Annotated in this window: 17 protein-coding genes, 1 tRNA gene and 2 pseudogenes; 16 read left to right on the forward strand and 4 right to left on the reverse strand. The window is 43.7% G+C overall.

Annotated features, from left to right (window positions below; genetic code table 11):
* Window positions 1–588, forward strand: a pseudogene (locus V7K48_RS03240) (hypothetical protein); the annotation flags it as partial.
* Between the two features lie 633 nt (window positions 589–1,221).
* Window positions 1,222–1,292: transfer RNA gene (locus V7K48_RS03245), tRNA-Gly, on the forward strand.
* Between the two features lie 225 nt (window positions 1,293–1,517).
* On the opposite strand, the gene V7K48_RS03250 is transcribed toward V7K48_RS03245, so the two are convergent.
* Window positions 1,518–3,788: a transglycosylase domain-containing protein gene (locus tag V7K48_RS03250; protein ID WP_335069564.1), complete on the reverse strand. Its 2,271-nt coding sequence runs from the start codon at window positions 3,786–3,788 to the stop codon at window positions 1,518–1,520.
* Between the two features lie 432 nt (window positions 3,789–4,220).
* Between V7K48_RS03250 and V7K48_RS03255 the strand changes: the two genes are divergently transcribed.
* Window positions 4,221–4,937 (forward strand): hypothetical protein, encoded by a 717-nt coding sequence (locus V7K48_RS03255; RefSeq protein ID WP_335069566.1) that lies wholly within the window; start codon window positions 4,221–4,223, stop codon window positions 4,935–4,937.
* A 456-nt stretch (window positions 4,938–5,393) separates the two neighbouring features.
* On the opposite strand, the gene lspA is transcribed toward V7K48_RS03255, so the two are convergent.
* Together lspA and V7K48_RS03265 are read right to left on the reverse strand one after the other, a co-directional pair.
* Entirely contained in the window at window positions 5,394–5,870 is a 477-nt protein-coding gene (gene lspA / locus V7K48_RS03260) for a signal peptidase II (protein WP_335069568.1), read from the reverse strand.
* 332 nt (window positions 5,871–6,202) lie between these two features.
* Entirely contained in the window at window positions 6,203–6,790 is a 588-nt protein-coding gene (locus V7K48_RS03265; RefSeq protein WP_334978790.1) for a biotin transporter BioY, read from the reverse strand.
* A 794-nt stretch (window positions 6,791–7,584) separates the two neighbouring features.
* Between V7K48_RS03265 and pstS the strand changes: the two genes are divergently transcribed.
* The 9 genes from pstS to V7K48_RS03310 all read left to right on the forward strand — a co-directional run bounded on the left by pstS (window position 7,585) and on the right by V7K48_RS03310 (window position 18,308).
* The gene (pstS, locus tag V7K48_RS03270) at window positions 7,585–8,763 is read left to right on the forward strand and encodes a phosphate ABC transporter substrate-binding protein PstS (RefSeq protein WP_335069570.1); all 1,179 of its coding nucleotides are present in this window, start codon (window positions 7,585–7,587) and stop codon (window positions 8,761–8,763) included.
* Window positions 8,764–8,932: 169 nt separating this feature from the next.
* Window positions 8,933–9,883 (forward strand): phosphate ABC transporter permease subunit PstC, encoded by a 951-nt coding sequence (gene pstC, locus V7K48_RS03275; protein WP_335069573.1) that lies wholly within the window; start codon window positions 8,933–8,935, stop codon window positions 9,881–9,883.
* A 19-nt stretch (window positions 9,884–9,902) separates the two neighbouring features.
* Window positions 9,903–10,784, forward strand: a complete 882-nt coding sequence (gene pstA / locus V7K48_RS03280; RefSeq protein WP_335069575.1) for a phosphate ABC transporter permease PstA — start codon at window positions 9,903–9,905, stop codon at window positions 10,782–10,784.
* Between the two features lie 147 nt (window positions 10,785–10,931).
* Window positions 10,932–11,738: a phosphate ABC transporter ATP-binding protein PstB gene (pstB, locus tag V7K48_RS03285; protein ID WP_335069577.1), complete on the forward strand. Its 807-nt coding sequence runs from the start codon at window positions 10,932–10,934 to the stop codon at window positions 11,736–11,738.
* A 355-nt stretch (window positions 11,739–12,093) separates the two neighbouring features.
* Entirely contained in the window at window positions 12,094–14,187 is a 2,094-nt protein-coding gene (locus V7K48_RS03290) for a prolyl oligopeptidase family serine peptidase (protein ID WP_335069579.1), read from the forward strand.
* Window positions 14,188–14,315: 128 nt separating this feature from the next.
* Window positions 14,316–14,495 (forward strand): recombinase family protein, encoded by a 180-nt coding sequence (locus V7K48_RS03295; protein ID WP_335069859.1) that lies wholly within the window; start codon window positions 14,316–14,318, stop codon window positions 14,493–14,495.
* A 262-nt stretch (window positions 14,496–14,757) separates the two neighbouring features.
* A complete protein-coding gene (locus tag V7K48_RS03300) occupies window positions 14,758–16,395 on the forward strand; it encodes a hypothetical protein (RefSeq protein WP_335069581.1) in 1,638 nt (545 codons plus the stop codon).
* Between the two features lie 92 nt (window positions 16,396–16,487).
* Window positions 16,488–17,861, forward strand: coding sequence for a hypothetical protein (locus tag V7K48_RS03305; protein ID WP_335069583.1), 1,374 nt, complete (start codon window positions 16,488–16,490; stop codon window positions 17,859–17,861).
* 33 nt (window positions 17,862–17,894) lie between these two features.
* On the forward strand, window positions 17,895–18,308 hold the full coding sequence (locus V7K48_RS03310; RefSeq protein ID WP_335069585.1) for a CARDB domain-containing protein: 414 nt from the start codon (window positions 17,895–17,897) through the stop codon (window positions 18,306–18,308).
* Window positions 18,309–18,653: 345 nt separating this feature from the next.
* Here the strand turns inward: V7K48_RS03310 and V7K48_RS34840 are convergent, their stop codons facing one another.
* Window positions 18,654–18,809, reverse strand: coding sequence for a GNAT family N-acetyltransferase (locus tag V7K48_RS34840; RefSeq protein ID WP_442949400.1), 156 nt, complete (start codon window positions 18,807–18,809; stop codon window positions 18,654–18,656).
* A gap of 231 nt (window positions 18,810–19,040) precedes the next feature.
* Here V7K48_RS34840 and V7K48_RS34845 point away from each other — a divergent pair.
* From V7K48_RS34845 to V7K48_RS03325, 4 genes and pseudogenes are all read left to right on the forward strand, one after another.
* A pseudogene (locus V7K48_RS34845) lies at window positions 19,041–19,197 on the forward strand (IS982 family transposase); the annotation flags it as partial.
* A 685-nt stretch (window positions 19,198–19,882) separates the two neighbouring features.
* A complete protein-coding gene (locus tag V7K48_RS03315; RefSeq protein WP_335069587.1) occupies window positions 19,883–21,163 on the forward strand; it encodes a DUF4331 domain-containing protein in 1,281 nt (426 codons plus the stop codon).
* A 5-nt stretch (window positions 21,164–21,168) separates the two neighbouring features.
* A complete protein-coding gene (locus tag V7K48_RS03320; RefSeq protein WP_335069589.1) occupies window positions 21,169–22,557 on the forward strand; it encodes a tetratricopeptide repeat protein in 1,389 nt (462 codons plus the stop codon).
* Between the two features lie 258 nt (window positions 22,558–22,815).
* On the forward strand, window positions 22,816–24,315 hold the full coding sequence (locus tag V7K48_RS03325) for a nickel/cobalt transporter (RefSeq protein WP_335069591.1): 1,500 nt from the start codon (window positions 22,816–22,818) through the stop codon (window positions 24,313–24,315).
* The last annotated feature ends 96 nt before the right edge of the window (window positions 24,316–24,411 follow it).

Genomic DNA, 24,411 nt, shown 5'->3' on the forward strand with positions numbered 1-24,411 from the left:
CCACCAACTCGAACTAGGGAAACCCCACCAACTCGAACTAGGGAAACCCCACCAACTCGAACTAGGGAAACCCCACCAACTCGAACTAGGGAAACTCCACCAACTCGAACTAGGGAAACTCCACCAACTCGAACTAGGGAAACTCCACCAACTCGAACTAGGGAAACTCCACCAACTCCTATTGAGGGAGCATCAGTAGCAATAGTAGCTCCTTTGCTTAGAGATGAAGTAAGTAACTTGATACAATCAGGAAAATTACGACAAGATGCTTTACCCGACGTTATCGCTTTATACAGAGGAAGCAACACAAAACAATTAGACTCAAGTTTTCTTATCCACAATTCTGGACTTGAACCAGCACAGCTCTTGGCTAGCTTAGTAATTGATCAAAATGGCAACTTTGAACAGGCTCTAGTTATAGAAATAGAACCAGCAACACTACAAAGTGAAAAAAGCACATATGAGCGAGTTCTCAATGATGTTTTCAAAACAGAAAACTTTCTTGCCGCTCATAACAACGATGGCACAAAACCAGATTTGAGCAATTTGTTTGTACGAATCAAAATCCAATCTGCCAATTCAAAATAAATGCTTGAATCTTTGCAAAACTGGATTTTGAGCAAGAATGAATGATGCTTTTAAATGCGAAGCGTAGTCGTAGCCCGCCAACTCTTCTCTACGAAAGGCTGCGCCAAGGAGACGCACTCGCATTCGGCATCGTTAGCCCAAAAATTCTGTTGACTAGCTCGATTTTCCGCTAATTTTAAATACTATTACTTATTGACAAAAACTCAATAGTCTTTATCTGTTACTGATGGTCATATCAAGTTCGGTAAATTACTTACGATATGTCATTGCGAATGCAACGTTCGCGCAGCGTCTCGTAGAGAAGTGAAATAAAGCAATCACAAAGGTTTGGGATTGCCACGCTCTGCTCGCAATCACATAAGTATTAAGTCGGACATGATATCAGATACCCCTAAAGTAATGGTATAAGCTTTACTTGCAACTCTGAACCTTAACCTGAGCCTTCCATCCACTGACTCTACTGTGACAGTACCTTTAAAAGCTTTTGCTGAAGAGGTTGTTGTATTTAACGGTTTTCTGATATATTGAGATGAGTCCATATATGAGCTAAAGGTTGTGAGAACCTAAATATACAGTATTTGTGTATGGTTTGTGTATAGCACTAAGTTCCCTAACTGAATATTCCTTGGTCTCGCGGGCGTAGTTTAGTGGTAAAACTATAGCCTTCCAAGCTATTAATGCGGGTTCGATTCCCGCCGCCCGCTTAGAAAAAAACTCTGAAATGCACTAATGCAGCATGGCGTAAATCCAGCTGATATTTCAATTAGACAAGGAGCAAAATCCCATTGTTAAAGTTATGCAAACTTCAACCACAGTGTCCTAATTCGGGTGCAACTGCGGCATAAGCGTAAATATATTGTCTGACTTGTTGTTTAGGTACAATTGGTCGTACACCTTGTGGACACCAACTTTTCGCGTACCTCCCCAATTTACCTTGTAACCCGCCTCATATAATTCCCCCACAACTGAGCTGCTTGAGCGCTGCTGCCAGATGTGGGAGAATTATTGTCGTTTCCCAGCCAAACACCAGTTACAAGCCGCCGACTGGGGATAAAACCTATGAACCATAAGTCAACGTTTTTATCAGTCGTGCCAGTTTTACCAGCTTCCCCCAGTCCAATGGCAGCACTACGACCAGTACCTCTTGCGATTACGCCGCGCATCAAACTAGTCATCTCATCGGCGACACCATTTGTCAGCACTGGTTTGTTGGCATTCGGATCTTGGTCAAAGGAGTAGATTACACGGCAGGTTTTGATATCATTGCGATCGCGGCAATCACCACTATCTAAAATTCGGCTAATCGCATGGGGAGGATTCCACACACCACGATTGCCAATAGCGCCAAAAGCACCAGTCATTTCCAAAACATTGACCACACTTTGACCTAGTACCAAGCCAGGAACTGGATCAAGGGTTGACTTTATTCCCAAATTTTGCGCCATCGCCACCACTTTATTCAGCCCGATTTCTCTGGCAACTCGTAGGGCGATCGGATTTTCTGAAAGAGCCAGCCCGGTGGCAATATCTAAACTAGTGTCAGCACCAGCACGACAGGGTTTGTAAGTAAAGCCTTGCCAAGTTAAAGGGGCGCAAGAATAACTTTTTGATTCTGGAATCCCCTGTTGAATAGCGGCAGTATAAGTAAAGATTTTAAAGGTGGAACCTGGTTGTCTTTTGGCTTGAACAGCACGATTGAACTGACTTTTTTTGTAATCAGTCCCGCCCACCATTGCGAGGATGCTACCAGTACTAGAGTCAAGAGTGACCACCGCCCCTTGAGAAAAATTAAAATTTGCACCACCATTGTTAACTGAATTCCGCAACGCTGCTTCTGCTTTGCTTTGGATCGCTTGATCAAGCTGGGTTTCAATGATATAGTTGCCTTCCTTTGCGGCTCCCTCCCCCAAGATTGATTCAAGTTCAGAGAAGACGTAACTATAAAAATAAGGAGCGATCGTCTTAGCTTGCTGTTCACAGACTTTAGGACTAACTTGGACAGTGGAGCGTCTAGCTCGGTTCGCATCCTCAAGTTTAATTTTGCCCATCTCCAGCAACCGCTTAATCACGCGATTCCGGTATTCAGCAGCTTCTAGCTTATTCTGACTATCCCCACAAAAATCGAAGCCGTTGGGAGCAGGTAAAATTCCTACCAATGTTGCTGCTTCTGCCAAAGTTAATTGTTTAGCCGATTTATCAAAGTAATACCGGGCTGCATCCTCAAAGCCAGAGGTATCCCCTCCCAAAAAAACCCGATTTAAGTACATCAGCAAAATATCATCTTTGCTGTAAAAGGTTTCGAGCTTTAGGGCGACAACTGCCTCCCGCAATTTACGTCCAAGGGTATCCTGTCTACCTACATACTCGCGGAACAAACTGCGGGCAACTTGCTGGGTAACAGTGCTGGCTCCTTGTTGCACATCTCCGCTGCGGCTATTGATCAACACGGCTCGTAAAATCCCCAGAGGGTCAACCCCAAAGTGCCAGTAATAACGACTATCCTCTGAAGCCACTACCGCAGCAGGCAAATAAGGCCCAAATTCCTCCAAACGCTTCATGTCTACATGAGAGGTAGTCCGAGGCTCTCTCAGGGGGGTGGCTCCATCACGGGCATAAACAACTACTGGGGCGCGTGTAGCTGTAGGTAGAGGTTTAACTGAAAATTTCAGCCATTCGACGCCAATTACTAACGCTAACAGGGCACTGACACCACCGACACCATAAGCTGTCCAACTTGCAGCTTTGACATACCAGGCTGGTGGATCGACATATTGCAACCGTACAGAAGCGGCGAGTTCTGAGGGCCCCAGAGTAAGAATATCGCCGTGACGCAGTTCTAGGGAACTAACACGACGCTTGCCACGATAAATACCATTCGTAGAGTTTTCGTCTTTGATCACGAAAACTGGTGTGCGCTGAGTAGAATTCCGTGATAGCGACAGGTGAATTTGGCTGACAACAGGGTTACGGATGACGATATCACTGGATTTGGAGCTACGACCTAAAATATAGCGATCGCCCAACAGTGGATATACCTCTGCCTTATCCGCCCCTGCGTCCTGCACCCAAAGTTCCGGTACCTTGGCATTAGGCTTGAGCGCCAGTTTGGAAAAATCGACCCTAGCTTGAATCGTATGTACCGCTTGAGTCAGTTGACCTAGTAACGTTTGTGGCTTGTGAGGGGGTTGAGGAGAACTCATCGGCTATTCACATCACAGTTTTTAGTGAAGAATCGGGCGAATTACAATCAATTTAGATGTTAGTCTTTCATCATTTTACTCATAAGCCAAAGCATAAATTGGATATACGTAACTTTTTGATTTAATTTATACTTTAAATTAGCTGATGACTAGAATTAATTTGTTATTTTCGTAACTTATTTTCAGAGACACAAATTTTTATCCATTCTCAAAGGCCTATTGTATCTACTTTTACTAGTTGAATAACTACAACCATAATTTTTGCTTTTGTAATTTTAAACACTAATTATCAAGAAACAACAGATTTAATTTTTACTAATTTTACATATCCACATATTCTGAAACAAACCTAAATATCTTCATTTAGGAAGATTTTCTAAATCTAATTGTTTGTTTTAATAGGCGGAGTGTTCCGTTGAGGTTAATTTTAGAATGATGGGAAAATCTCTGACCATGATTGGTACAGCTCTATCTTTGGCGCTCACCGCTAACATTGCTGTAGCCGAATCCAGTAAATCCCCCATAGCCCAAGCCAGCAGCGACTCCACTAGTTCACCAACGGAAATCAAGATGTCGCCAGAAGGGATGAAAATTCTGTGCGAGTATTTTCCGCTCAACTCCCGCTGTCCCGGCGGCACAGCAGTCGTCCCTAGCGCTCCTGGTAGCACTACAGTACCACCAGAAACCACGCCCAATAGCACCACCACTCCAGATAGCACAACTGCACCAGGAACCAAAAAACCATTTGGATCTGGCCCTGCTGAAACCCCTCCCGAAACCACTCCCGGATCAGGAACCGTTACCCCAGCTCAACCTGGCGCTCCTGGCAGCCCTACTGAACCAGGAACCATTACCCCAGCTCAACCTGGCGCTCCTAGCAACTTAACTCCAGGAAGCGTTACCCCAGATCAACCTGGCGCTCCTAGCAGCCCTACCGAACCAGGAAGCGTTACCCCAGCTCAACCTAGTGTTCCTGGTAGCAGTACCGTACCAGGAAACTCAACTACACCTGAGTCTGGTACTACTGACAGCAATCCCGAACCAGGAAGGTCAACTTCACCTGAGTCTGGTACTCCTGGCAGCACTACCGAACCAGGTAGCTCTCCCAGTACTCCAAGTTCGCCAAAAACTCCTACCACAGGTAATTAAATTAAAAGCTGGGGCATAAACTAAATACTAGTTTGCTGTCTCTGATCGCCGATGTATCTTGACTTCTTGCACCAGTTATGCAAATTGGTGTAAGATGGCAAATCAAAATTGCTCGAACCTATAGATTAAGTCTTCGCATATAAGACTGAGCAAGGGTTTTAGTAATTAATAGCCTGGGATTAATCATCCCAGGCTTAATAGTTTAACTGATTCGTAATTCATAATTTTTGGGTTTAATTCCCCAACTCTTCTCTACGAGAGGCTGCGCCAAGGAGACGCTGTTCGCGTTCGTGTATATGTGGCTTTGTTTCAGTCGGCGTCTAAGTCCCCGTCTGAAACAGTTTTTAATTACGAATTAGGTTAGCGAGTCCGCGTACTCCTGCAAACAAGTAAGCTAGCAAGAGCGTCTGTCTGCGACACGCTGCGCGAACGTAGAGAGCGTCATTACGAATTATTTTAATGCGATCTGTCAGTTGAAGTCGGTGTTTTTTGCAAGGAAGCAATTAACAGGCAAACAATACCGATACTAATAAATGAATCTGCCACATTAAATACAGCAAAGTTAATCAGGCGAAAATCAAGAAAATCAACGACGTAGCCTAAAACAAAGCGATCAATACCGTTACCCATAGCTCCACCTAAAATCAAGCCATAGCCCAACTGATCCCACAAATTTAACGTTGCACCAAACAAGGCCAATGCTATCAATACTAAACTCACTCCTAAAGATAGCCAGCGCAACCACTCTACTTTCCCACTTAACAGACTAAAAGCGGCACCAGTGTTAGTGACATAGGTGAAGTGAAATATCCCAGGTAAGAGTGATAGTGTTTGCCCTAAGCTGAAGGTTTGCACCACCCAGTATTTTGTTATTTGGTCTAAGAAAAAAGCTATGAAGGCAGCGATCCAGAAAAGGCGATTTTTTAAACGCATGGCGAATTAGTCATTGGTCATTGGTGATTGATCATTGGTGAGCGATCGCGTATTCTCCCCTTTGGGATTCGGGGAGCCACTGCGTTGCAGGGGTTTCCAAAGTTAGTTGTAGCAAGTGGCGTCAGATGTCAAGGGCGATGGGGAGCAAGTTCCTTTAATGGGAGGGCATTGCCCACCCAGCGCACTAGCTTCCCATAACCGACTAGTAAGGGAGTCAGACGCTACACACAGTCGCTAACGCAACTCTTGGAGACGCTCAAGGGACGCTACCCTTGTGTCACCCGTAAGGGTCATTGGTCATGAGCTTTTGACAAATGACAAAGGACGAAGAACTAATAAAACATTAAGTGACGCAATACATATGCTATTACAGTAACGGCACAGACCACAGTTAGTTGCCCTGGTAGTTCAAACCAGGAGTATCTGAGGATTGCTTGCATCAAGGGTAGGTTTTCTGTGCCTTTCCACTGAAAAATATAGCTAATAATCAAATAACTAATACCGCATAGGTGGAGAGTTAACAAGCCACAGATGCAACTAAAGGCGAGAGTTTCTAGTCGAGGTCTAGCTTTAAAAGCAAACAAGCCACAAATCCAAGCTCCAGGAATAAAGCCTAATAGATAGCCAAATTTAGATAGCTTAATATAACCAATACCGCCCCCATCGGCAAATACAGGTAATAAGGTTAACCCCATGACTAAATAGGCAATTTGTGAGAGCGCACCAGCATTTTTGCCTCCTAAACAACCCACCAACAATACTGCGCCAATTTGAAAAGTGACACCTAAAGAAAAAGTTTGAATTCCGTGCTTACTCCAATTCCAAGGTAAGGTGATACCATAAGCTTCTAGGAAATTGCCCCCCATTGTCAGGAGTAAGCCAATCATGGACCATAATAATTGATTGGAAACAGCAAACATTTATCAGTCAACCAGGGAAAGGCAAAAGGGAAAACCAACAGGAACCAGTATAAACATTAATATTGAAATGAAATTTGTGCTGACATCTTAAGAACTAGCATATTTGATTTTGCTTTTTTGGTATATAATTTTTAAGTTCTGCGAATTGCGGCTTAGGTGTCTATTGTCTGATTTTATTGACTGAGGCGTGTTCTGATTGTGGTATTTGCCCTCAAATCTGGTAAAATCGATATCATTGAGCTTAAATACTTGTACTAATTTTTCAGAGCATTGCCTAAATAGGCTGCAAAGTGCTTAAAATATTTCTTTAATCCACTTTTTTAGGCGATCGCCCCGCCTATTCTGCTATATATAAGCAATTTACTGTTTCTCTTCCCTTGCTTTATCTAAGAATAATTTCACTGCCTAGATGAAATTGTTTAGTTATTTGCTTCATGTCTGCTTCGGCTGGTAAGCAGAAACAGTTTTCCATAAGCTCCCAGATTTATAAGGTTTTAATTTTAAGACGCTTAATCATCTTATTTACATACTTTTTTCATAACTTGACCAACGAAACTACACTACCAATAAAGTTTTGTAAATACGTATAACCAACTTAACCATGGTACTATTTGTAGCTTAAAGATAAAGTAAGAGTATAAAATTTATCAAAGCAAAACTAGAAATAAGGGTTTGTCTTCATCAAAAAAAAACAAAGATTTTTTACTTTATTAACCTGTTGTTAATCTTGATCGTTGTCCTTTAAGGGTATCTTAGAAACGCTCACCTGGAAAGTTACTAAAAAATTGATAGCGATGCTCTCACATCTTAGTGCAATAAAAACTCATCGCCTCACAGGTTCAATTTCAGTGTTAGCACTGACAATCAGCCTGGCTGCCTGTGGCGGACAGCAAACCCCAGATACAGCCACCAAGGATACGCCTTCTGGCACTGCTACAGATACTACTGCCTCTAGCCCAGCTAAATTAGACCTTGGCGGAACCGTAAAATTAACCGGGGCTGGTGCGTCTTTTCCGGCACCACTGTACGATACCTGGTTCACAGATTTGAACAAAAAATATCCAAATCTGCAAGTTGACTATGCATCAGTTGGTAGCGGTGCTGGAGTTGAACAATTTATCAAAGGCACTGTAGACTTTGGTGCCAGCGATGTTGCTATGAAGGATGAAGAAATCCAGAAAGTACCAGCAGATAAAGGTGTTATTTTACTGCCTGTGACTGCTGGTAGCATCGTGCTGGGTTACAACTTGCCAGATGTTCCAGAACTCAAGCTACCACGGGCCGTTTACGCCGATATTCTACTAGGCAAAATCAAGTCTTGGGATGATCCCCAAATTGCCAAGGCTAACCCAGGTGCAAAACTTCCTAAACAGCAGATCACAGTTGTTTATCGTTCCGATGGTAGCGGAACCACGGGTGTATTCACAAAACACCTCAGCGCTATTAGCCCGGAGTGGAAGAGTAAAGTTGGCGAAGGCAAAACTGTCAACTGGCCTACGGGAGTCGGTGCTAAGGGTAATGAGGGTGTTACCGCTCAAATCCAACAAACTCAAGGTTCTATTGGTTATGTCGAGTACGGCTATGCCAAACAAAATAGTCTCAAGTTTGCTGCTTTGGAAAACAAAGGCGGTAAGTTTATTGTAGCTAGTGAGGAGTCAGCCTCTAAAACTCTGGCATCAGTGACTCTACCGCCTGATCTTCGTGTCTTCATTTCCGATCCCGAAGGGGCTGATTCCTATCCCATCGTCACTTACACCTGGATTTTGGCTTACAAGAAATATCCGAATGCGGCTAAAGCTAAGGCAGTTGAAGCTGCGATCGAATACGCCTTAACTGAGGGTCAAAAGCAGGCTACTGCACTAGGGTATGTTCCTCTACCCCAAAATGTAATCACCAAGGTAGCTGCTGCTGCTGACCAAATCAGTCCCGAGTATAAAATTTCTGTTGCCAGTGGTACTAGCGCTAACAAATAAGCATCAAACATCCCGAATCAATAATTGATCAACTGGTCGTTTTATAGAGATTAGTAACTGGGATACGGAGTTACTAATGTACTAGTTGAAACAGATGATCAGGCGACAATTTTACTAATCTGGTTGCCTCCCACATTTTTGTCTGATTTAATTGTTAAAGTCGGTATTCATGACTACAAATTCTCAAAATATGTCATCAGCGATGAAAAATCGCTCTGACGCAGAAAAGTCCGTAGATCGGGGTTTTATTTGGCTGACTAAAATTTTCGCCTTTGGGGTTGCCGCTACTTTATTATGGATTGGGTGGCAGGTTACAATTGGCGCTTGGTCTGCCATCCAAAAGTTTGGTGTCAGCTTTTTAGCCAACACCACTTGGAACCCAGTTAATGATAGCTACGGGGTGCTACCTCAAATTTATGGAACTCTCTTGAGTTCTTTTATTGGTTTGCTGATCGCAGTACCAATTGGGATTGGTACTGCTATTGTCCTGAGCGAGGATTTTTTGCCCGCTAAGGTCAAGCTGGTACTGGTTTTCGCAGTAGAACTGCTGGCAGCTATTCCCAGCGTTGTCTACGGCGTGTGGGGTATTTTTGTTTTGGTTCCAATATTAACCAACTTGGGAAAATGGCTCAATAGTTATTTTGGCTGGCTGCCATTTTTTAGCACTTCTCCTACAGGGCCAGGAATGTTGCCGGCGGGAGTCATATTAGCAATAATGACTTTGCCGATCATCACAGCTCTATCCCGCGATGCCTTGATTTCTATACCCCCCAGTTTGCGCCAAGCTGCTCTAGGACTAGGAGCAACGCGCTGGGAAACGATTTTGCAAGTTCTCATCCCAGCTGCCTTTTCAGGTATAGTTAGTGCTGTGATGTTGGCACTTGGGCGGGCAATGGGAGAAACAATGGCTGTAACAATGTTAATTGGCAACTCCAACAACATCAGTATCTCTCTTTTAGCACCAGCCAATACGATTTCTTCTCTACTGGCAAATCAATTCTCAGAAGCTAGTGGTTTGCAAGTTGCGGCTTTAATGTACGCGGCTTTAGTTCTATTTTTCTTGACGCTGGTAGTCAATATTCTGGCAGAGTTGATCGTTCTGAGAGTCAAGCGACTGTAGCTTAGTTTTGGATTAAATTATGACTTCTAGTTTTCCAGAGCGCAGTTTAACTCGCTCCCCCACGTCTCAGAGGACACTGTTTAATACAGTGATGACCGTAGTTGCATTTACCTGCGGAGTATTGGCACTTTTACCTTTGCTAGCAGTGCTCTCTTACGTGATTATTAAAGGCTTTAGCAGTCTGAATCTGGCCGTGTTTGTGGAACTGCCACCCAAAGCTCTACAAAAGGGAGGAGGTTTTGGTAATGCAATCTTAGGCACGCTGTTGATGGTAGGAATTGCTGCCTTGATTAGCATCCCATTTGGAGTTTTGGGGGCGATTTACATCACAGAATTTAGTTCGGCGAAAGTCGCCAGATGGGTACGTTTTGCGGCTAACGTCCTTAGTGGAGTCCCCTCAATTATTGCTGGGGTATTTGCCTATGGCATTGTAGTTTTGACACTGGTAAAGTTGAACTTAGGATCATATTCAGCTCTCGGTGGAGGGTTTGCACTGGCAATTTTGATGTTGCCAATTATTTTGCGAACTACTGATGAAGCCTTGCAGTTAGTATCGCAAGATTTGCGACAAGCATCTGTAGGGCTAGGAGCGACTAACTTTCAAACAGTGAGTCAAGTAGTCTTACCAGCAGCTTTACCAGCAATTGTAACTGGAGCAACGCTAGCGATCGCCAGAGCCTCTGGAGAAACCGCACCTTTACTATTTACTGCCCTGTTTTCTAACTTTTGGCCCGATAGCTTATTTCAACCAACAGCTTCCCTTGCTGTTTTGGTTTATAAATACGCTATTTCTCCGTTTAAAAATTGGCAATCACTAGCTTGGGCAGCATCTTTGATCTTGGTATTGATGGTTCTGCTCACAAGTATCATCGCTCGCTGGGCAACTCGCAAAAAAGCCTAGTACCGCAAGGCGGAAGTCAAAAGTCAAAAGTCAAAAGAATTTTATTCCGGGCTTTTGCGCCATTTTGAATGGTTGGTTTATTAACGTCGTGCTGTACTAGTCAAATACATAACGGATTTGTATCGCTACTAACACTAAACTTAATTTATGGCTACTAATATTAGCACAGTCAATGATACTCAAACCGTTTTACGCACCGAAAACCTCAACGTTTACTACGGCAAATTTTTAGCCTTGCAGAATATTTGGCTAGATATACCGAAAAATCAGGTGACAGCCTTTATCGGCCCTTCTGGTTGTGGTAAAAGTACGTTGTTGCGATGCTATAACCGCCTTAATGACCTAATTGAGTCATTTAAAGCAGAAGGTAAAATACTTTTTTACGATAAAAACTTGTATGCATCCGACATTGATCCTGTAGAAGTGCGTCGTCGGATTGGGATGGTGTTTCAAAGACCAAACCCATTTCCAAAATCAATTTATGACAATATTGCTTTTGGAGCCAAAATCAACGGTTATAAAGGTAATATGGATGAATTGGTGGAACGGAGTTTGCGGCAAGCAGCTTTGTGGGATGAAGTCAAAGATAAACTGCGACAAAGTGGCTCGTCTTTATCTGGTGGACAACAACAACGGTTATGTATTGCTAGAGCGATCGCAGTCCAACCTGAAATTATCCTGATGGATGAACCTTGCTCCGCCCTCGACCCTATTTCCACCTTGCGGGTTGAAGAACTAATTCACCAACTTAAAGAGCAATATACCATCGTTATCGTCACCCATAATATGCAGCAAGCAGCGCGGGTTTCTGATAAAACAGCCTTTTTTAATGTTCGCACTACAGAGACAGGTGGTCGTAACGGCTACATGGTAGAGTACGACGCAACAGAACTAATTTTCAACAATCCTCAGCAACAAGACACCCGAGATTACGTTAGCGGCAGATTTGGATAAATATTACACATTGTTGATGTTAGAGCAATGAGGGATATTCGGAAATTAAAGCTGTGCGATATTCCTCTAATTTTTTTATATGTTCGCCAAGGTTGGCGTAGGCGTAGCCCGCCGCAGGCATCGCTTGATCAATTATGGCTATTTCTTGGTCAAGAAAAGCAATAATTAAGCTGTTTATCGCCCTTTCATTTATACTTGCTTGCTCATTAAAATCCTAACAGGGCTGCTTGCTGCTTAATAGTAACCCAGCAGGTACTCTTTCCAATTGGAATTTTCCCGCAGGTTTGATTAGTGTATGCTCCACGTCTTGGGTCTATCTTTGTAGTATGTAAAGAAGCACTTTTGACCTGAGATTATGCCTGACTCTGAAAAACCCCTCACCTACCCATCCAGCCACAAGAGCAATCAAGTCGATAACTACCACGGTACTTTAGTCGCCGATCCTTATCGTTGGTTAGAAGATCCTGACTCTGAAGAAACAAGGACTTGGATTGAGGCACAAAATCAAGTTACTTATGGCTACTTGAGTGAAATTCCTACCAGGGAAAAAATTAAACAGCGCCTCACTAAACTTTGGGATTATGAAAAATATGGTATCCCTTTTAAAGAAGGTGAATCTCTGCAAGACGGTTCCACCGAACGCTACTTTTATTTCAAAAATGACGGACTGCAAAACCAAAGTGTCCTCTACACTCTGAAAACCCTCGAAGACCAACCCAAAGTTTTACTTGATCCAAATAAACTTTCAGAAGATGGCACTGTTGCTCTTTCAGGATTGTCTATTAGCGAGGATGGTAAACTTTTAGCATACGGTCTATCCGCCTCTGGTTCTGATTGGCAAGAATGGAAAGTACGCGATGTCGAAACTGGTGAAGACCTGCAAGACCATCTGAAGTGGATTAAATTTTCTGGTGCATCCTGGACACATGATCATCAAGGTTTTTTTTACAGTCGTTACGATGAGCCGAATGAAAAAACTCAATTAGAAGATGTTAACTATTATCAAAAGCTCTACTATCATCACCTAGGTAAACCTCAATCAGAAGATGTATTAATTTATCATCGTCCTGACCAAAAGGAATGGGGTTTTAGTGGCGGTGTTACTGAAGATGGACGCTATCTAATAATTTCAATTTGGCTGGGCACTGACTCCAAGAATTTATTTTTCTACAAAGATTTGACTAACCCTAATGCGGAAGTTGTAGAACTAATTAACCAGTTTGAGGCAGATTATAGCTTTATCAACAATGATGATAGCGTGTTTTATTTCCGCACAGATTTAAATGCATCACGCGGAAGAGTTATTGCGATTGACACCACAAACCCTGCTAAAGAAAATTGGCGAGAAATCATTCCTCAATCAGCAGAAACGTTGGAAAGTGTAGGCATACTCAATAATCAATTTGTTGCTGATTACCTCAAAGATGCTCACAGCCAAATTAAAATTTTTGACCTCAAAGGTGCGTTTGTCCGCGAGGTAGAACTACCTGGACTAGGTTCAGCCGGAGGCTTTGATGGCAAGCGTAATGATACCGAAACTTTTTATATTTACACCAGTTTCACCACACCAGGAACTATCTATCGCTACGATATGACAACTGGTAAAAGTATCGTTTTTCGCCAGCCAGAGGTAGATTTTAATTCGGATGATTACGAGACAAAACAAGTCTTTTATCATAGCAAAGATGGTACTAGAGTCCCAATGTTTATTACGCATAAAAAGGGGATTAAATTAGATGGAAATAATCCCACTTATCTTTATGCTTATGGCGGTTTTAATGCCTCAATGACACCTGGTTTTTCTGTGAGTCTTTTAATATGGATGGAGATGGGTGGTGTCTATGCTATGCCCAATATCCGCGGCGGTGGAGAATACGGCGAAGAATGGCATCAAGCAGGAATGAAGGATAAAAAGCAGAATGTCTTTGATGACTTTATTGGCGCAGCTGAGTGGTTGATTGCTAATAAGTATACTAAGACTGATAAGCTGGCGATCGCAGGTGGTAGTAACGGCGGCTTATTAGTGGGTGCTTGCATGGCACAACGTCCCGATTTGTTTGGTGCAGCCTTACCAGCAGTCGGCGTGATGGATATGTTGCGGTTCCACAAATTTACCATCGGTTGGGCTTGGACTTCCGAATATGGTTCGGCAGATAATCCAGAAGAGTTTCCAGCGCTGTATGCTTATTCGCCATTGCAGAATCTCAAACCAGATACAGCTTACCCAGCAACCTTAATTACCACAGCCGATCATGATGATCGCGTTGTCCCGGCTCATAGTTTCAAATTTGCCGCAGCTTTACAAGAGGTTCACGCAGGTGATGCGCCAACACTAATTAGAATTGAAACTAAAGCAGGACATGGTGCGGGTAAACCCACGGCTAAAATTATCGAAGAAGCCGCAGATAAGTGGGCTTTTTTGGTGCGTACTTTGGATGTTGAAGTTTAGACTAGACTAATATGATTGTCTCACGCAAGTGTCCTCGCCTTTGCGTGAGATTTTGTCTGTAATCATTTGCTTGATCGCAACGTACACAATGCACAAGACAATTATAAAAAAACAGTCTCAAAACGTTTATAGAAAATACTGTTTCCGGGCGGGAGAAATGGTCAGAGCGAGGTGTAGGACTACTCCTAACCGAAACAGTACAAGAATCCGATATAGTAATTTTCTCAGAAGTCAGTCGGATAACACGCTCCATCCTACAAGTGCTGGAAATGCTGGAGTGCTGCGTGCTTCGGGGGATTAACGCATGAACTGGAGACAGAAACGGAAGTGAACGCTTGGGTGATGAAGTTTTTGCTCCATTACAATAGCCGACCTCATTGCAGCGAACCCTATTCCCTTGAAGATTGGGTTGGCAATCTACCAACCAGGGAATCCGACAAATAGTACCCACGCGGGTACTGCTAGAGCTTGAATTCCTCGTTAAGGTTGAAGCACGCAAGGAACAGCACCTCAATCTTTCTACTAAGAATGGGTACTGAACTTCGTCTCATCGAAATTAGGAGGAAATTCATGCCGAACGAATCAGGAGCCGCAATTCTCACAGTTTTTAGCAAACTAATTGATCAAATCAAATCTACTCGTCCAGTTCGCACTGACGGCAAATCACTCACCACTGGGTTCGTCTATTCCCAAATGGTTCTCGGCAGAATGGTAGATCCTGGGGACTATACGAATCCCTGGTCACCAATGGGGGGTTCCACGCTGCAAGATACCGTGAAATCGATGCCAACATCGCCTGCCTCAGCTGGTAATTCTGCACCCACTCCCGATCCGAAGTTCAAAAAAGCGATCCAGGCAGCGTTTAAAACTGCGGAACTAGTCGATAACATGATCATGGTGACGAAAGACAGTTCTTTTTTGGAGTACCCGACTCAGCGTCGGATTAGCTTGAATTACGAAGGCATCATCAGCAGTATGCAACCGACACCGATACCGCCGATCTCGCCTGAAATTCAAAAGCAAATCGATGATTCCAAAAAAGTGCTGTACGAGTTTGATGACGAAGACAACATCGTCGGTAAAAGCAAACTCTACAAAACCTACGTCAAAAACTCCCAAGCCTTTGCCAAAGTGAAAAAAGATTACGCAGATGCCCAAGCTGCTGCATTAGCCGATCCAATCAAAGCAGACTCTTGGCCCCAAACTTCGGTCTTTTACCAACAGCAAGTCGATGAAGCCTGGGACACCTTCAAAACCGAAGGTGCAGAAAAAATTGAGCGGGCATTAGACATTATCGAGTCGGTAGGCGTGAGTATGCAGGATCATCTGATCGCTAAGTCCAGAAAACTATATGATGCCTGGAATTTGGGATTAGCGGGTGTGCCGATCGCAATGCCCTACTCCTACATCGAACCAACCCGTTGGTACGACCTCGAGGATGATGATGAAGGTTGGCAAAGGCTCACCACTACGTCTAATGAATACAACAGTCATACGGCGAGTCAAGACGAAACCAACTTTAAGAATCACTGGGAAAGTCACTCGTCATCAAGTGGTGGTGGGGGTGCTATCGGGTTTGCGTTTGTGTTTGTTGCGGCTGATGGTGGAACAAGTTTTGCATCAAGTTCAGCATCCTCTTCCGGGTCTTCATCTTCGGGCTATCAGTTCCATAATGATGCTAAAAATCTGACGATCGAATTGGAATATGGCATGTGTACAATTCACCGACCCTGGCTCTTGGGCGACCTGTTCTATATGAAGAACTGGTACTCAGTGAACAATCTGAAGAATTCGATTAGTGATGGCTCGATCGACAACCAGGCAAATAGCGACAAGACTCAGCTACCCATGATTCCGACCCAGTTTTTGGTGATTCGGAATGTTAAAATCCGGACAACGGAATGGGGGCAAGATAGTCAAACGTTCAAGGCAATGCATAGCGATTATCGTAGCGAAGACCAAAGCGAGAGCGATTATATCAGTGCGGGTGGTGGCTTCTCGCTCGGCTTTATCACCGTTGGTGGACATGGTTCGCACTCTAGCAACGATTCTAGCGGCGATTCTAGCGGTTCTACAAGTCACAGTGGGTCTTCCGATTACGGTTGGCGCTTTATGGACGATACCTTGGAAGTTCGAGGCGCACAGATCATTGCTTGGTTAAGCGAAATTGTCCCAGCTTGTGCGCCGTTGGATGATCCGGGTCTGTAAAAAGACAACAAATAATGCCCTAGTGGGATGGGCAGCTCTCGCAGTTCGATTGCCCATCCCTTTCTTCTTTTGTTCTTTTAGGAGAGCTTCCCATGCCGATCGAGAACTTGATGCAGAATGTGTTCGACTACTTTCTATCGCTCTATCATCAAAATAGTGGCACTCCAACTGGGGACTCAATCTTGGCGTTTCAGCCGATTGGAACCCATATTACGCCCAATATGTTTAAGCTGAATCCTACCGCCACAACATTCTCTGCAAACCTCGCCGTAGAGCAGTTTTCCAGCTTAACTAATGTTGTTCCCGCAATTAGTGCAGATACCTTTCAACGCACGTTTAAAACCGTTGAGCAATCTTATGACTTTTTACTCGAAGGATCATTCCCATCTCCCAGTGGTGACAATGAAGATTTAACAGTCTTTAGTAACTTCAAAGCACAAGCGAAAAAGAGCTTTGACGAAATGAAGACTGGATCAATCCTCGAGCCGCTGACTCAGTTTCATCCAGCTTACGCCACGCCGACCGATTGGTATGACATCAGTTCTGATGCAAATTGGACAACTTACAATACTGAAAGCAGTACTTCAGAGTCACAAACTCATGTCTTTCAGGCAGATTGGCGGTGGCAAGTTTTACCTGCCGATTTAGCGCCGATTTTACTTCATCGTGAAGTGATTGATCGCATTTCCACAGTCAATGTTGCTGATCTCAAAGATGTGGTGGTAAATCCTGACACCTCACAGATTGATATGTCTAAAGTGATCTTGAAGCCAGAGCTAGAAAGGCGGTTGGGGGATGTGTTGAAAGTTGATCTCTCATCGGGCATAGGACAGGTGCTGAAGGCAGAATTGCCTCTTTCGCGGTTGTCGATCGCTCCGATGGCAGAGGCAACATCCCTAATGGGCAATGTTGGGCAAAGGATTGATATCTCGTCTAGAATCCCGATCGTGATTCGAGTTGATGATCCCATCAAATGGCGCCCGAAACTGGATCAAGTTGAGCTTGTGCCGATCAGCAGCCCAATAATTCAGGCGGCAAGACTCCAAGAATTGCTGAAGCAATCAACTCAACAAACGGTGTCTTCCACCAATCTCAAGATGTCGTTTAAGTATTGCTTGGTGCAAATTGATCGTCCTTGGATTTCACAGGCATACCTCCAAACAAAGCACTGGTATTTGCCAAGTCACCAGAGCGGTGCATTCTCAACCGGAACGTTTAGCAACACTGGAGTAGTCTTTCCAGTGATTCCGATCGCATTAATTTTGATCAAGGATTTGCAGATTACAGACTGGGAAGAGAGCGAAACGGATGTGGTTGAGAGATCGGCGGGATTTGGTCCTTTCTCGTTTATTGGGCGGACGGTCGATCAAAATACAAAAATCCTAACGAGTGAAGGAGCACAAGTCATTGGATGGGTTTCTCAGGTGATGCCACTCTTACCGCCCGACGCTGATCCGACTCCATAGACATCATTCAAACAAAATTGGAGCAATTTAATCATGGCAGAACTAACGTTTGGTGGGCTTTTTACGCCCGAAGGTGGTAACTTAGGCGCGATCGTCATCAATCCAGCGATCCCCCATGCTCAAGATGGATTCGACATTGAATGGGCAGATGCCAATCTCGATCAACAAAATGCGGCTGGAGCTTATAAAGACACAGTTTGGATTACCGACGATCATAATACAGATGAGGATGGTAATTCCGTTGTGGTTTGGGTTCAAGAAATTGATCTACCCGGACTGGCACCAGGACAGTCCGAAAGTCGAGTGGTTTCTGTGCCTGCTTCTGCAATTGCGCCTGCTAAGTATACCTTTCACGTTTATATCGATTCTCATAATGATGTTCCTGAGTTAGATGTTACCGATTCTAATAACTACAGCTTTAACGCTGGCATTGATGTGAACAACTAGATTAAGGAGATTGATCGCGTTGAAAACGGTAAAATAATAGAGCATTGCGGGCAAGGCGATGCAGTTAAATTAATGCAACAGTCGGGTATTGTCTTTTTACCAGGCCCGCCCTGTTTCCACATATTCTTAAAAGTCTTTTATCCAAGCTGTTGAAGAAGCCAACAGGAATCAATAACTTAGGGGTATGATGTTCATTTTTTGCCCCAATGTCGGAAAATAGTAATTTCCCGCCAAAGACCGCGATCGCTCTTGCGGGTTAATCTGGGGCTAAATACTTTACAGTAGGCGTTTTTACCCTAGTGTAGCCTGTAAGGTTGTATATTTTCATTGTGCAAATTTTCATTTCTACAGGACGGACAATGAAAATGCCCCGCAATCTCCAAAATTTTTACCTCTGTACCAGCTCCAAAGCAGATTGGATTCTGTAAAAAGATATTCGAGCAAGTGGGTGAGAGCTTCAGTTGCGTAGCCTTTACCTTGGTGCGATCGCGCCAGCGTCAAGTCAATCTCCGCCTATCGTCCATAATCAGCTAAGATGCAAAAGGCGCAATTACCTAACACACCTGGTATTGACTGCTTCATAAATTCTATAAATGCGATCGCTTCGACTTTTGGGTAAGGCGCATCCCAACTTTAAAACTTTGCCACTTCTGAATCACAGCGATCAGCTATAAACGCGCCTATGTCACTATCCTGAAATGCACGCAGCAGCAATTGTGGGGACATAATTAAGATCACCGTCAGAACATGAATGATGCAGAGATCATTACAACATCTGTGTGTACAGCAATGTTCTTCGATGGGAATTACTAGTATTGCTTGCGGGTATATGAAAGACCATAAATTAATATCCAATATGTTAGAAAATTCCCGATTTAATCGGCATATTTAAACTGTGTTTAGCAGTATCACCCATGTTTTTCCTAAATCCATTCACGCAGTAACTTATTAAGAGTTTTTACGAAAAATTGAAGTATTTATTTTTGCATTTACTCTGGGGAAAAGCATTTCAGTAAAAGTAAATTTCAAGACTCTAAAGTGATTTAATACTTGTACTTGTAATTGAGTCTAAGTCACAGTTGCGCGTAGCGCAACCGTCAAGTTATCATGTGCATTCGGATGAATTGACAGATGCGACATATCTAAAATTTGATAACCCGCAACTTGGGTTAATAGAAAAGTACTATGCGAACTACTAAATAGCGATTGGTGGAGCAACATGGCTGAAATACCCAAATCCTATGTAGGGCATATGTATTATATAAGTCTTAAAACCTTAAACCAAAAAAGTGAACAAGAAGTGAGCAAGTTTTGGTCTCTTAAGTGACTAGTACTGCAAGCCAGAAGTCAAAAGTCACTCATTCAAAAGAACTATATTCCTTGCTCTGGCGCCACTTTGAATGGTTGGTTTATTTACGCGCCGGCTGTACTAGTAGGAGCCAATAGGCTGTGAGGTACTTCGGTAATAACCGCAGTCTTTTTTGAAATCTGAGTCAACTTGTTATCAACTTGCTATTTCCACGTACATAATATACATACAATAGAAAATACAAAACACCTCAAGGAGGGCAATTATGAAAATAAATGCTCGGAGTATCGCCTCTTTTATACCAATAAAATGTCAATTACTTAGAGATAAACTAGTGCAAAATATGGCATTTTTTCCGATCAAGCGATCGCTATATTGGACTAGAGCTACTCGTTTTCTTCGTAGCCTAGTGGCGATTGTTGCTATTTTGCTCGTAGTCCTAATCTATGCAACCCCTAAAGCTTTGGCTTCAGACCACCAGGATACAACCTTTCTTGCCACTCAACTCACTGCTGCGGATCTCACAGATTTGTTTGTGTTTGAAAGTCCCACAGACCCCAACAATGTTGTCCTTGTAATGGATTTCGACCCTCTGATCGTTTCTGGTGAAATGAGACCATTCGATCCAAATGTTCTTTATCAGTTCAATATTGATAACAGTGGTGACAGTATTGAAGATATCGTACTTCAATTCCAAATAAATGACACAGGCTCAAACCAAACTGTCACAGTCAGCAGTCCAGCTCCTCCAACCCAAATAGGAACAAGGCCAGCTTTGCTTCCAGTAAGTAGGACAGGGCAACTCAACCAAACATTCTCCTTTAACGGCATTAACCCCACAAAGTTCTTTGTTGGCACACGCAAAGACCCGTTCTTTTTTGATTTGGAACAGTTCTTTAAAATCATCCCAGATCGGAACTATAGCCTTCAGCCTAATCCCAGTCCTCCCTTCCAAGTTCTTTCCTTTAGACCCCCTGGACAAGCACAAGACACCCTAGCCCCATTCAATGTCCACTCAATTATTGTCGAGCTACCCAGGCAACAGCTTGGTAGTGGCAAGATTGGTGTTTGGATAACAACTAGTGTTGAAACTCCTACACTCAGAAATCCGAATTTTGCTCAGATTGAGCGGTTAGCAGTTCCAGCCCTGAATGAACTTTTTATGGACTTTCAGGCTCATAATAATAGTAATATTCAGACACCAACCCAAGACGCTAGCAATCAATCCCAATTCATTCGAGCCTTTGTCAATGCGATTGGTAGACCTCAAGGCATAGCTGATGCAGTGATCTCAGTAGCGATTCCTGATGTTATCCAAGCTGACCTTTCCAAATCTAACGGTAGTTATTTTGGAACTCAGTTAGGCAACAACTTTGGCGGCAGAAGACTAAAGGATGACGTAATCGATGTAACAGCATCTGTTGTCTTTGGTAATGCAGTTACAGGGATTACTACAGGCGAAATTCCGGGGCTGACTAGCGATAATGTTGGACCTAATGATGCCAACTTTCTTCCTACCTTCCCTTATTTAGGTAATCCTTTGTAAGGTTTATGCATCTACGAATACTATGGGTGTTAGCGCTAACTAGCCTACTGGTTTTACTAAGACCCTCTGATACAGAAGCGCTAAGTTTAGGCTACACCAATGGTAAGTCAGGCACATACTCCTCTACTGTGCAACTGCTGACTGTTAACTCCAGGCAGATGTTACCAGTTCAGCGGTCAGATTTAGTCTTCCCTGATTATTTACAGCGATCGCATATTATCAGCGTCTATGAGGAGAAAGTTGCCCAATCTCCGAATTCCTCAATATTTTTACGTCTGTTGGCTGATCAATATTTGAGGCGCTTTCGAGAAATGGCAGATGTGGAAGATGTGTTACGAGCAGAACAAGCGGCCCGTAGATCCCTGGCTCTACAGCCGCGCCATAATCAGGTTTCTTCCATGCTCTTAGCATCAGCTTTACTATCTCAACATCAGTTTCGATCAGCTTTAGATGTGTTAAATAACACTCAGAATCCATCTGTTGATAATCCCAATATTGTCTCGCTAAGGGCATCGATTCAGATGGAGTTGGGCGACTATGAAGCAGCTCATCAACTATTGCAGAACCTTACTGAGGAAGAATCGAACTCTGGTCAGAACGCAGTTGTCGCCCGTTACTTAGAGTTAACTGGCAATTTAGCCTCGGCACGGCAACTGTTAAATCAGGCTATGCAGGAGATGGACTCTTTCTACACGATGAGCGCAGAAACTCGTGCTTGGTTTCATATGCGGACTGGGGATCTTGCTTTTGCAGCCGGGGATTTTGCCCTGTCTGAGCAGCGATATCAGGAAGCTCTTGACCTCTTCCCACGGCATATAGCTGCGTTTACAGGATTAGCCCGCCTCTATGCGGCCCAGCATCGCTGGCAAGATGCTCTGAATGCAGCAAACCAGGGTATAGAACTGATGCCACAGGTAGAAACGCTGGGGTATAAGGCTGATGCTCAACTAGCTCTAGGAGACCAAAAAGGCGCAACTGAAACGGAAGATTTGATCGGGGTAGTAGCTTACCTGAGCAAAGTTAAAGGAATCTACGATCGCGCTTTGGCGGTCTACTACACCGAACACGGAATTCATTTAACAGAGGCACTAGAGATTGCCCGTAGTGAAGTAGCAATACGAGACGATGTATATGCAGAGGATACTTTGGCTTGGGCAGCTGCGGCTAATGGGCAGTGGCAAGAAGCCCAAAGGGCAGCACAACGGGCAACTCGCTTGGGGACAGAGGATGCCTTGCTGCAATTCCATGCTGGCATGATTGCACTTCACTTAAATAACCGTGAGGAAGCAATAAAGCGACTAACTCAAGCTGTTAGCCTGAATCCTCAATTTCATCACAAGTATGCTGATCAAGCTCGTCAAGTCGCTTCGCTCCTAATTCAAAATTCAAAATGACGCTCTCTACGAGACGCTGCGCGTAGCTTGCTTCTCCGGAGGAGTACGCGGACTCGCTCTAAGCGTTCGCGCAGCGTCTCGTAGAGAAGCCATGCCGCAGGCTTTACGCTGCGCTAACAAAATTCAAAATTAACAATCCCCATAAAGAAATTTACTTGCTCTGTATCATGAGTCTTTTTGGATCAAGTCTTGGCAAACCTAACGCGTTCTGTCTCTCAAAATAACCTCTCCCACTCCTAACGCTATAGGGAGTTCTTTATGAAAAAGCTGCTATATCGCTTGGCTTGGAGTACTGCAATTATCGCAATATGTTTTTTTTGGATGCCGAGGGCAAATGCCCATCCTTTAGGTAATTTCACCATCAATCACTACGCAGGAGTGCAGGTAGCAACCGATGGTGTGGGGATTGATTATGTTCTAGACATGGCAGAAATTCCTGCTTTTCAAGAAATTAATCAGTTAGATAGCAATCACAACCGCAAAGCTGAACCTGTAGAGACGGTTCAATACCCTGACCAAAAATGCCAGGAAGTCAACTCACATCTGGAACTGTTGATCAATAAACATCCTTTAGCACTGTCTTTGATCAAATCAACAGTCGAATTTCCTCCAGGTGTAGGAGGATTATCTACACTGCGGCTGAGTTGTAACTTTCAGGGGTCAACGGAGTTAGTCGGTGCGAATCAGTTAATATTTGAAGATCAGTTTTATCCACAGCGCTTGGGCTGGCGTGAGATTACTGTGGTTGCAAATGGCGTTCCTATTCAAGGTGATTTCACCTCTTTGAGTATTACCAACCGCTTGAGAAATTACCCTACAGACTTACTCAGCAGTCCTCTCGATCAGCGTCGGATTGACTTGAAACTCGATCCGTCTCTGACATCTAGTCAACAAGCGCCTCCACCATCTGTTAAATCATCCAGCCGCTTAGATAATGCTTTGACAGGAAGAAGCAACGATGTCTTTACTAGCCTGATTACCCAGGAAAATCATAATTTCTTGAGTATTCTAATAGCTCTAGCGATCGCCTTTTTATGGGGTGGTTTGCACGCTCTATCCCCTGGTCATGGGAAAACAATAGTTGGTGCTTATTTGGTGGGTTCCCGTAGTAATGCCCAACATGCCCTATTCCTGGGGCTGATTGTAACGATTACCCATACAGCTGGCATATTTGCTCTAGGGCTGGTCACTCTTGGCACATCCCAGTTTATTTTCACAGAGCAATTGTACCCTTGGTTAAGCGTCTTCTCCGGGGTACTAGTAACTGTAATTGGTCTGAATTTGTTTATCAGTCGATTGCAAGGGACTCAGGTATCTCATTCACATGACCATGTGCATAGTCATGAACATAGCCACGACTTGCATCATCACCATCACCATGACCACAACCATATACACCATGAGCATTCCCATCTACCGCCTGACGGTGATCTAAGTTCCATGAACTGGTCTAGCCTTCTAGCGCTGGGAATATCGGGCGGCTTGTTACCTTGTCCTTCAGCCTTAATAGTGTTGCTGAGTGCGATCGCGCTGGGACGAATTGGCTTTGGATTAGCGTTGGTATCTGCCTTTAGCTTAGGTTTAGCAGCAGTACTAACTGGAATCGGGTTAATGCTAGTCTACGCCAAGGATCGGTTTGAACATTTACCATTCCAGATACCCAGGATAAAAATGTTACCAGTCGCAAGCGCCTTATGTATCACCCTAATTGGTTTAGGCATTACTTCACATGCTTTACTCGCTCATCCCTGGAACTAGATGAAAGTGCAATTATACAAAGCACTCAGTTTTATCAAATAACCCTGAACCAACCAGATGTCAGAAAATCTTATTGCGAGGAAAATATGAAACGAT

This window comes from Nostoc sp. (genome assembly GCF_036919615.1).
Lineage (GTDB): Bacteria > Cyanobacteriota > Cyanobacteriia > Cyanobacteriales > Nostocaceae > Nostoc.

Excerpts from the sequence above, each read along its gene's own strand:
- pstB (WP_335069577.1), top strand. The coding sequence starts at position 10,932 with ATGGCTACTAATATTAGCACAGTCAATGATACTCAAACCGTTTTACGC.
- lspA (WP_335069568.1), bottom strand. The coding sequence starts at position 5,870 with ATGCGTTTAAAAAATCGCCTTTTCTGGATCGCTGCCTTCATAGCTTTT.
- V7K48_RS03300 (WP_335069581.1), top strand. The coding sequence starts at position 14,758 with ATGCCGAACGAATCAGGAGCCGCAATTCTCACAGTTTTTAGCAAACTA.
- V7K48_RS03310 (WP_335069585.1), top strand. The coding sequence starts at position 17,895 with ATGGCAGAACTAACGTTTGGTGGGCTTTTTACGCCCGAAGGTGGTAAC.
- pstS (WP_335069570.1), top strand. The coding sequence starts at position 7,585 with ATGCTCTCACATCTTAGTGCAATAAAAACTCATCGCCTCACAGGTTCA.
- V7K48_RS03250 (WP_335069564.1), bottom strand. The coding sequence starts at position 3,788 with ATGAGTTCTCCTCAACCCCCTCACAAGCCACAAACGTTACTAGGTCAA.
- V7K48_RS03255 (WP_335069566.1), top strand. The coding sequence starts at position 4,221 with ATGATGGGAAAATCTCTGACCATGATTGGTACAGCTCTATCTTTGGCG.
- V7K48_RS03290 (WP_335069579.1), top strand. The coding sequence starts at position 12,094 with ATGCCTGACTCTGAAAAACCCCTCACCTACCCATCCAGCCACAAGAGC.
- V7K48_RS03320 (WP_335069589.1), top strand. The coding sequence starts at position 21,169 with ATGCATCTACGAATACTATGGGTGTTAGCGCTAACTAGCCTACTGGTT.
- pstA (WP_335069575.1), top strand. The coding sequence starts at position 9,903 with ATGACTTCTAGTTTTCCAGAGCGCAGTTTAACTCGCTCCCCCACGTCT.
- pstC (WP_335069573.1), top strand. The coding sequence starts at position 8,933 with ATGACTACAAATTCTCAAAATATGTCATCAGCGATGAAAAATCGCTCT.
- V7K48_RS03315 (WP_335069587.1), top strand. The coding sequence starts at position 19,883 with ATGAAAATAAATGCTCGGAGTATCGCCTCTTTTATACCAATAAAATGT.
- V7K48_RS03305 (WP_335069583.1), top strand. The coding sequence starts at position 16,488 with ATGCCGATCGAGAACTTGATGCAGAATGTGTTCGACTACTTTCTATCG.
- V7K48_RS03265 (WP_334978790.1), bottom strand. The coding sequence starts at position 6,790 with ATGTTTGCTGTTTCCAATCAATTATTATGGTCCATGATTGGCTTACTC.
- V7K48_RS03325 (WP_335069591.1), top strand. The coding sequence starts at position 22,816 with ATGAAAAAGCTGCTATATCGCTTGGCTTGGAGTACTGCAATTATCGCA.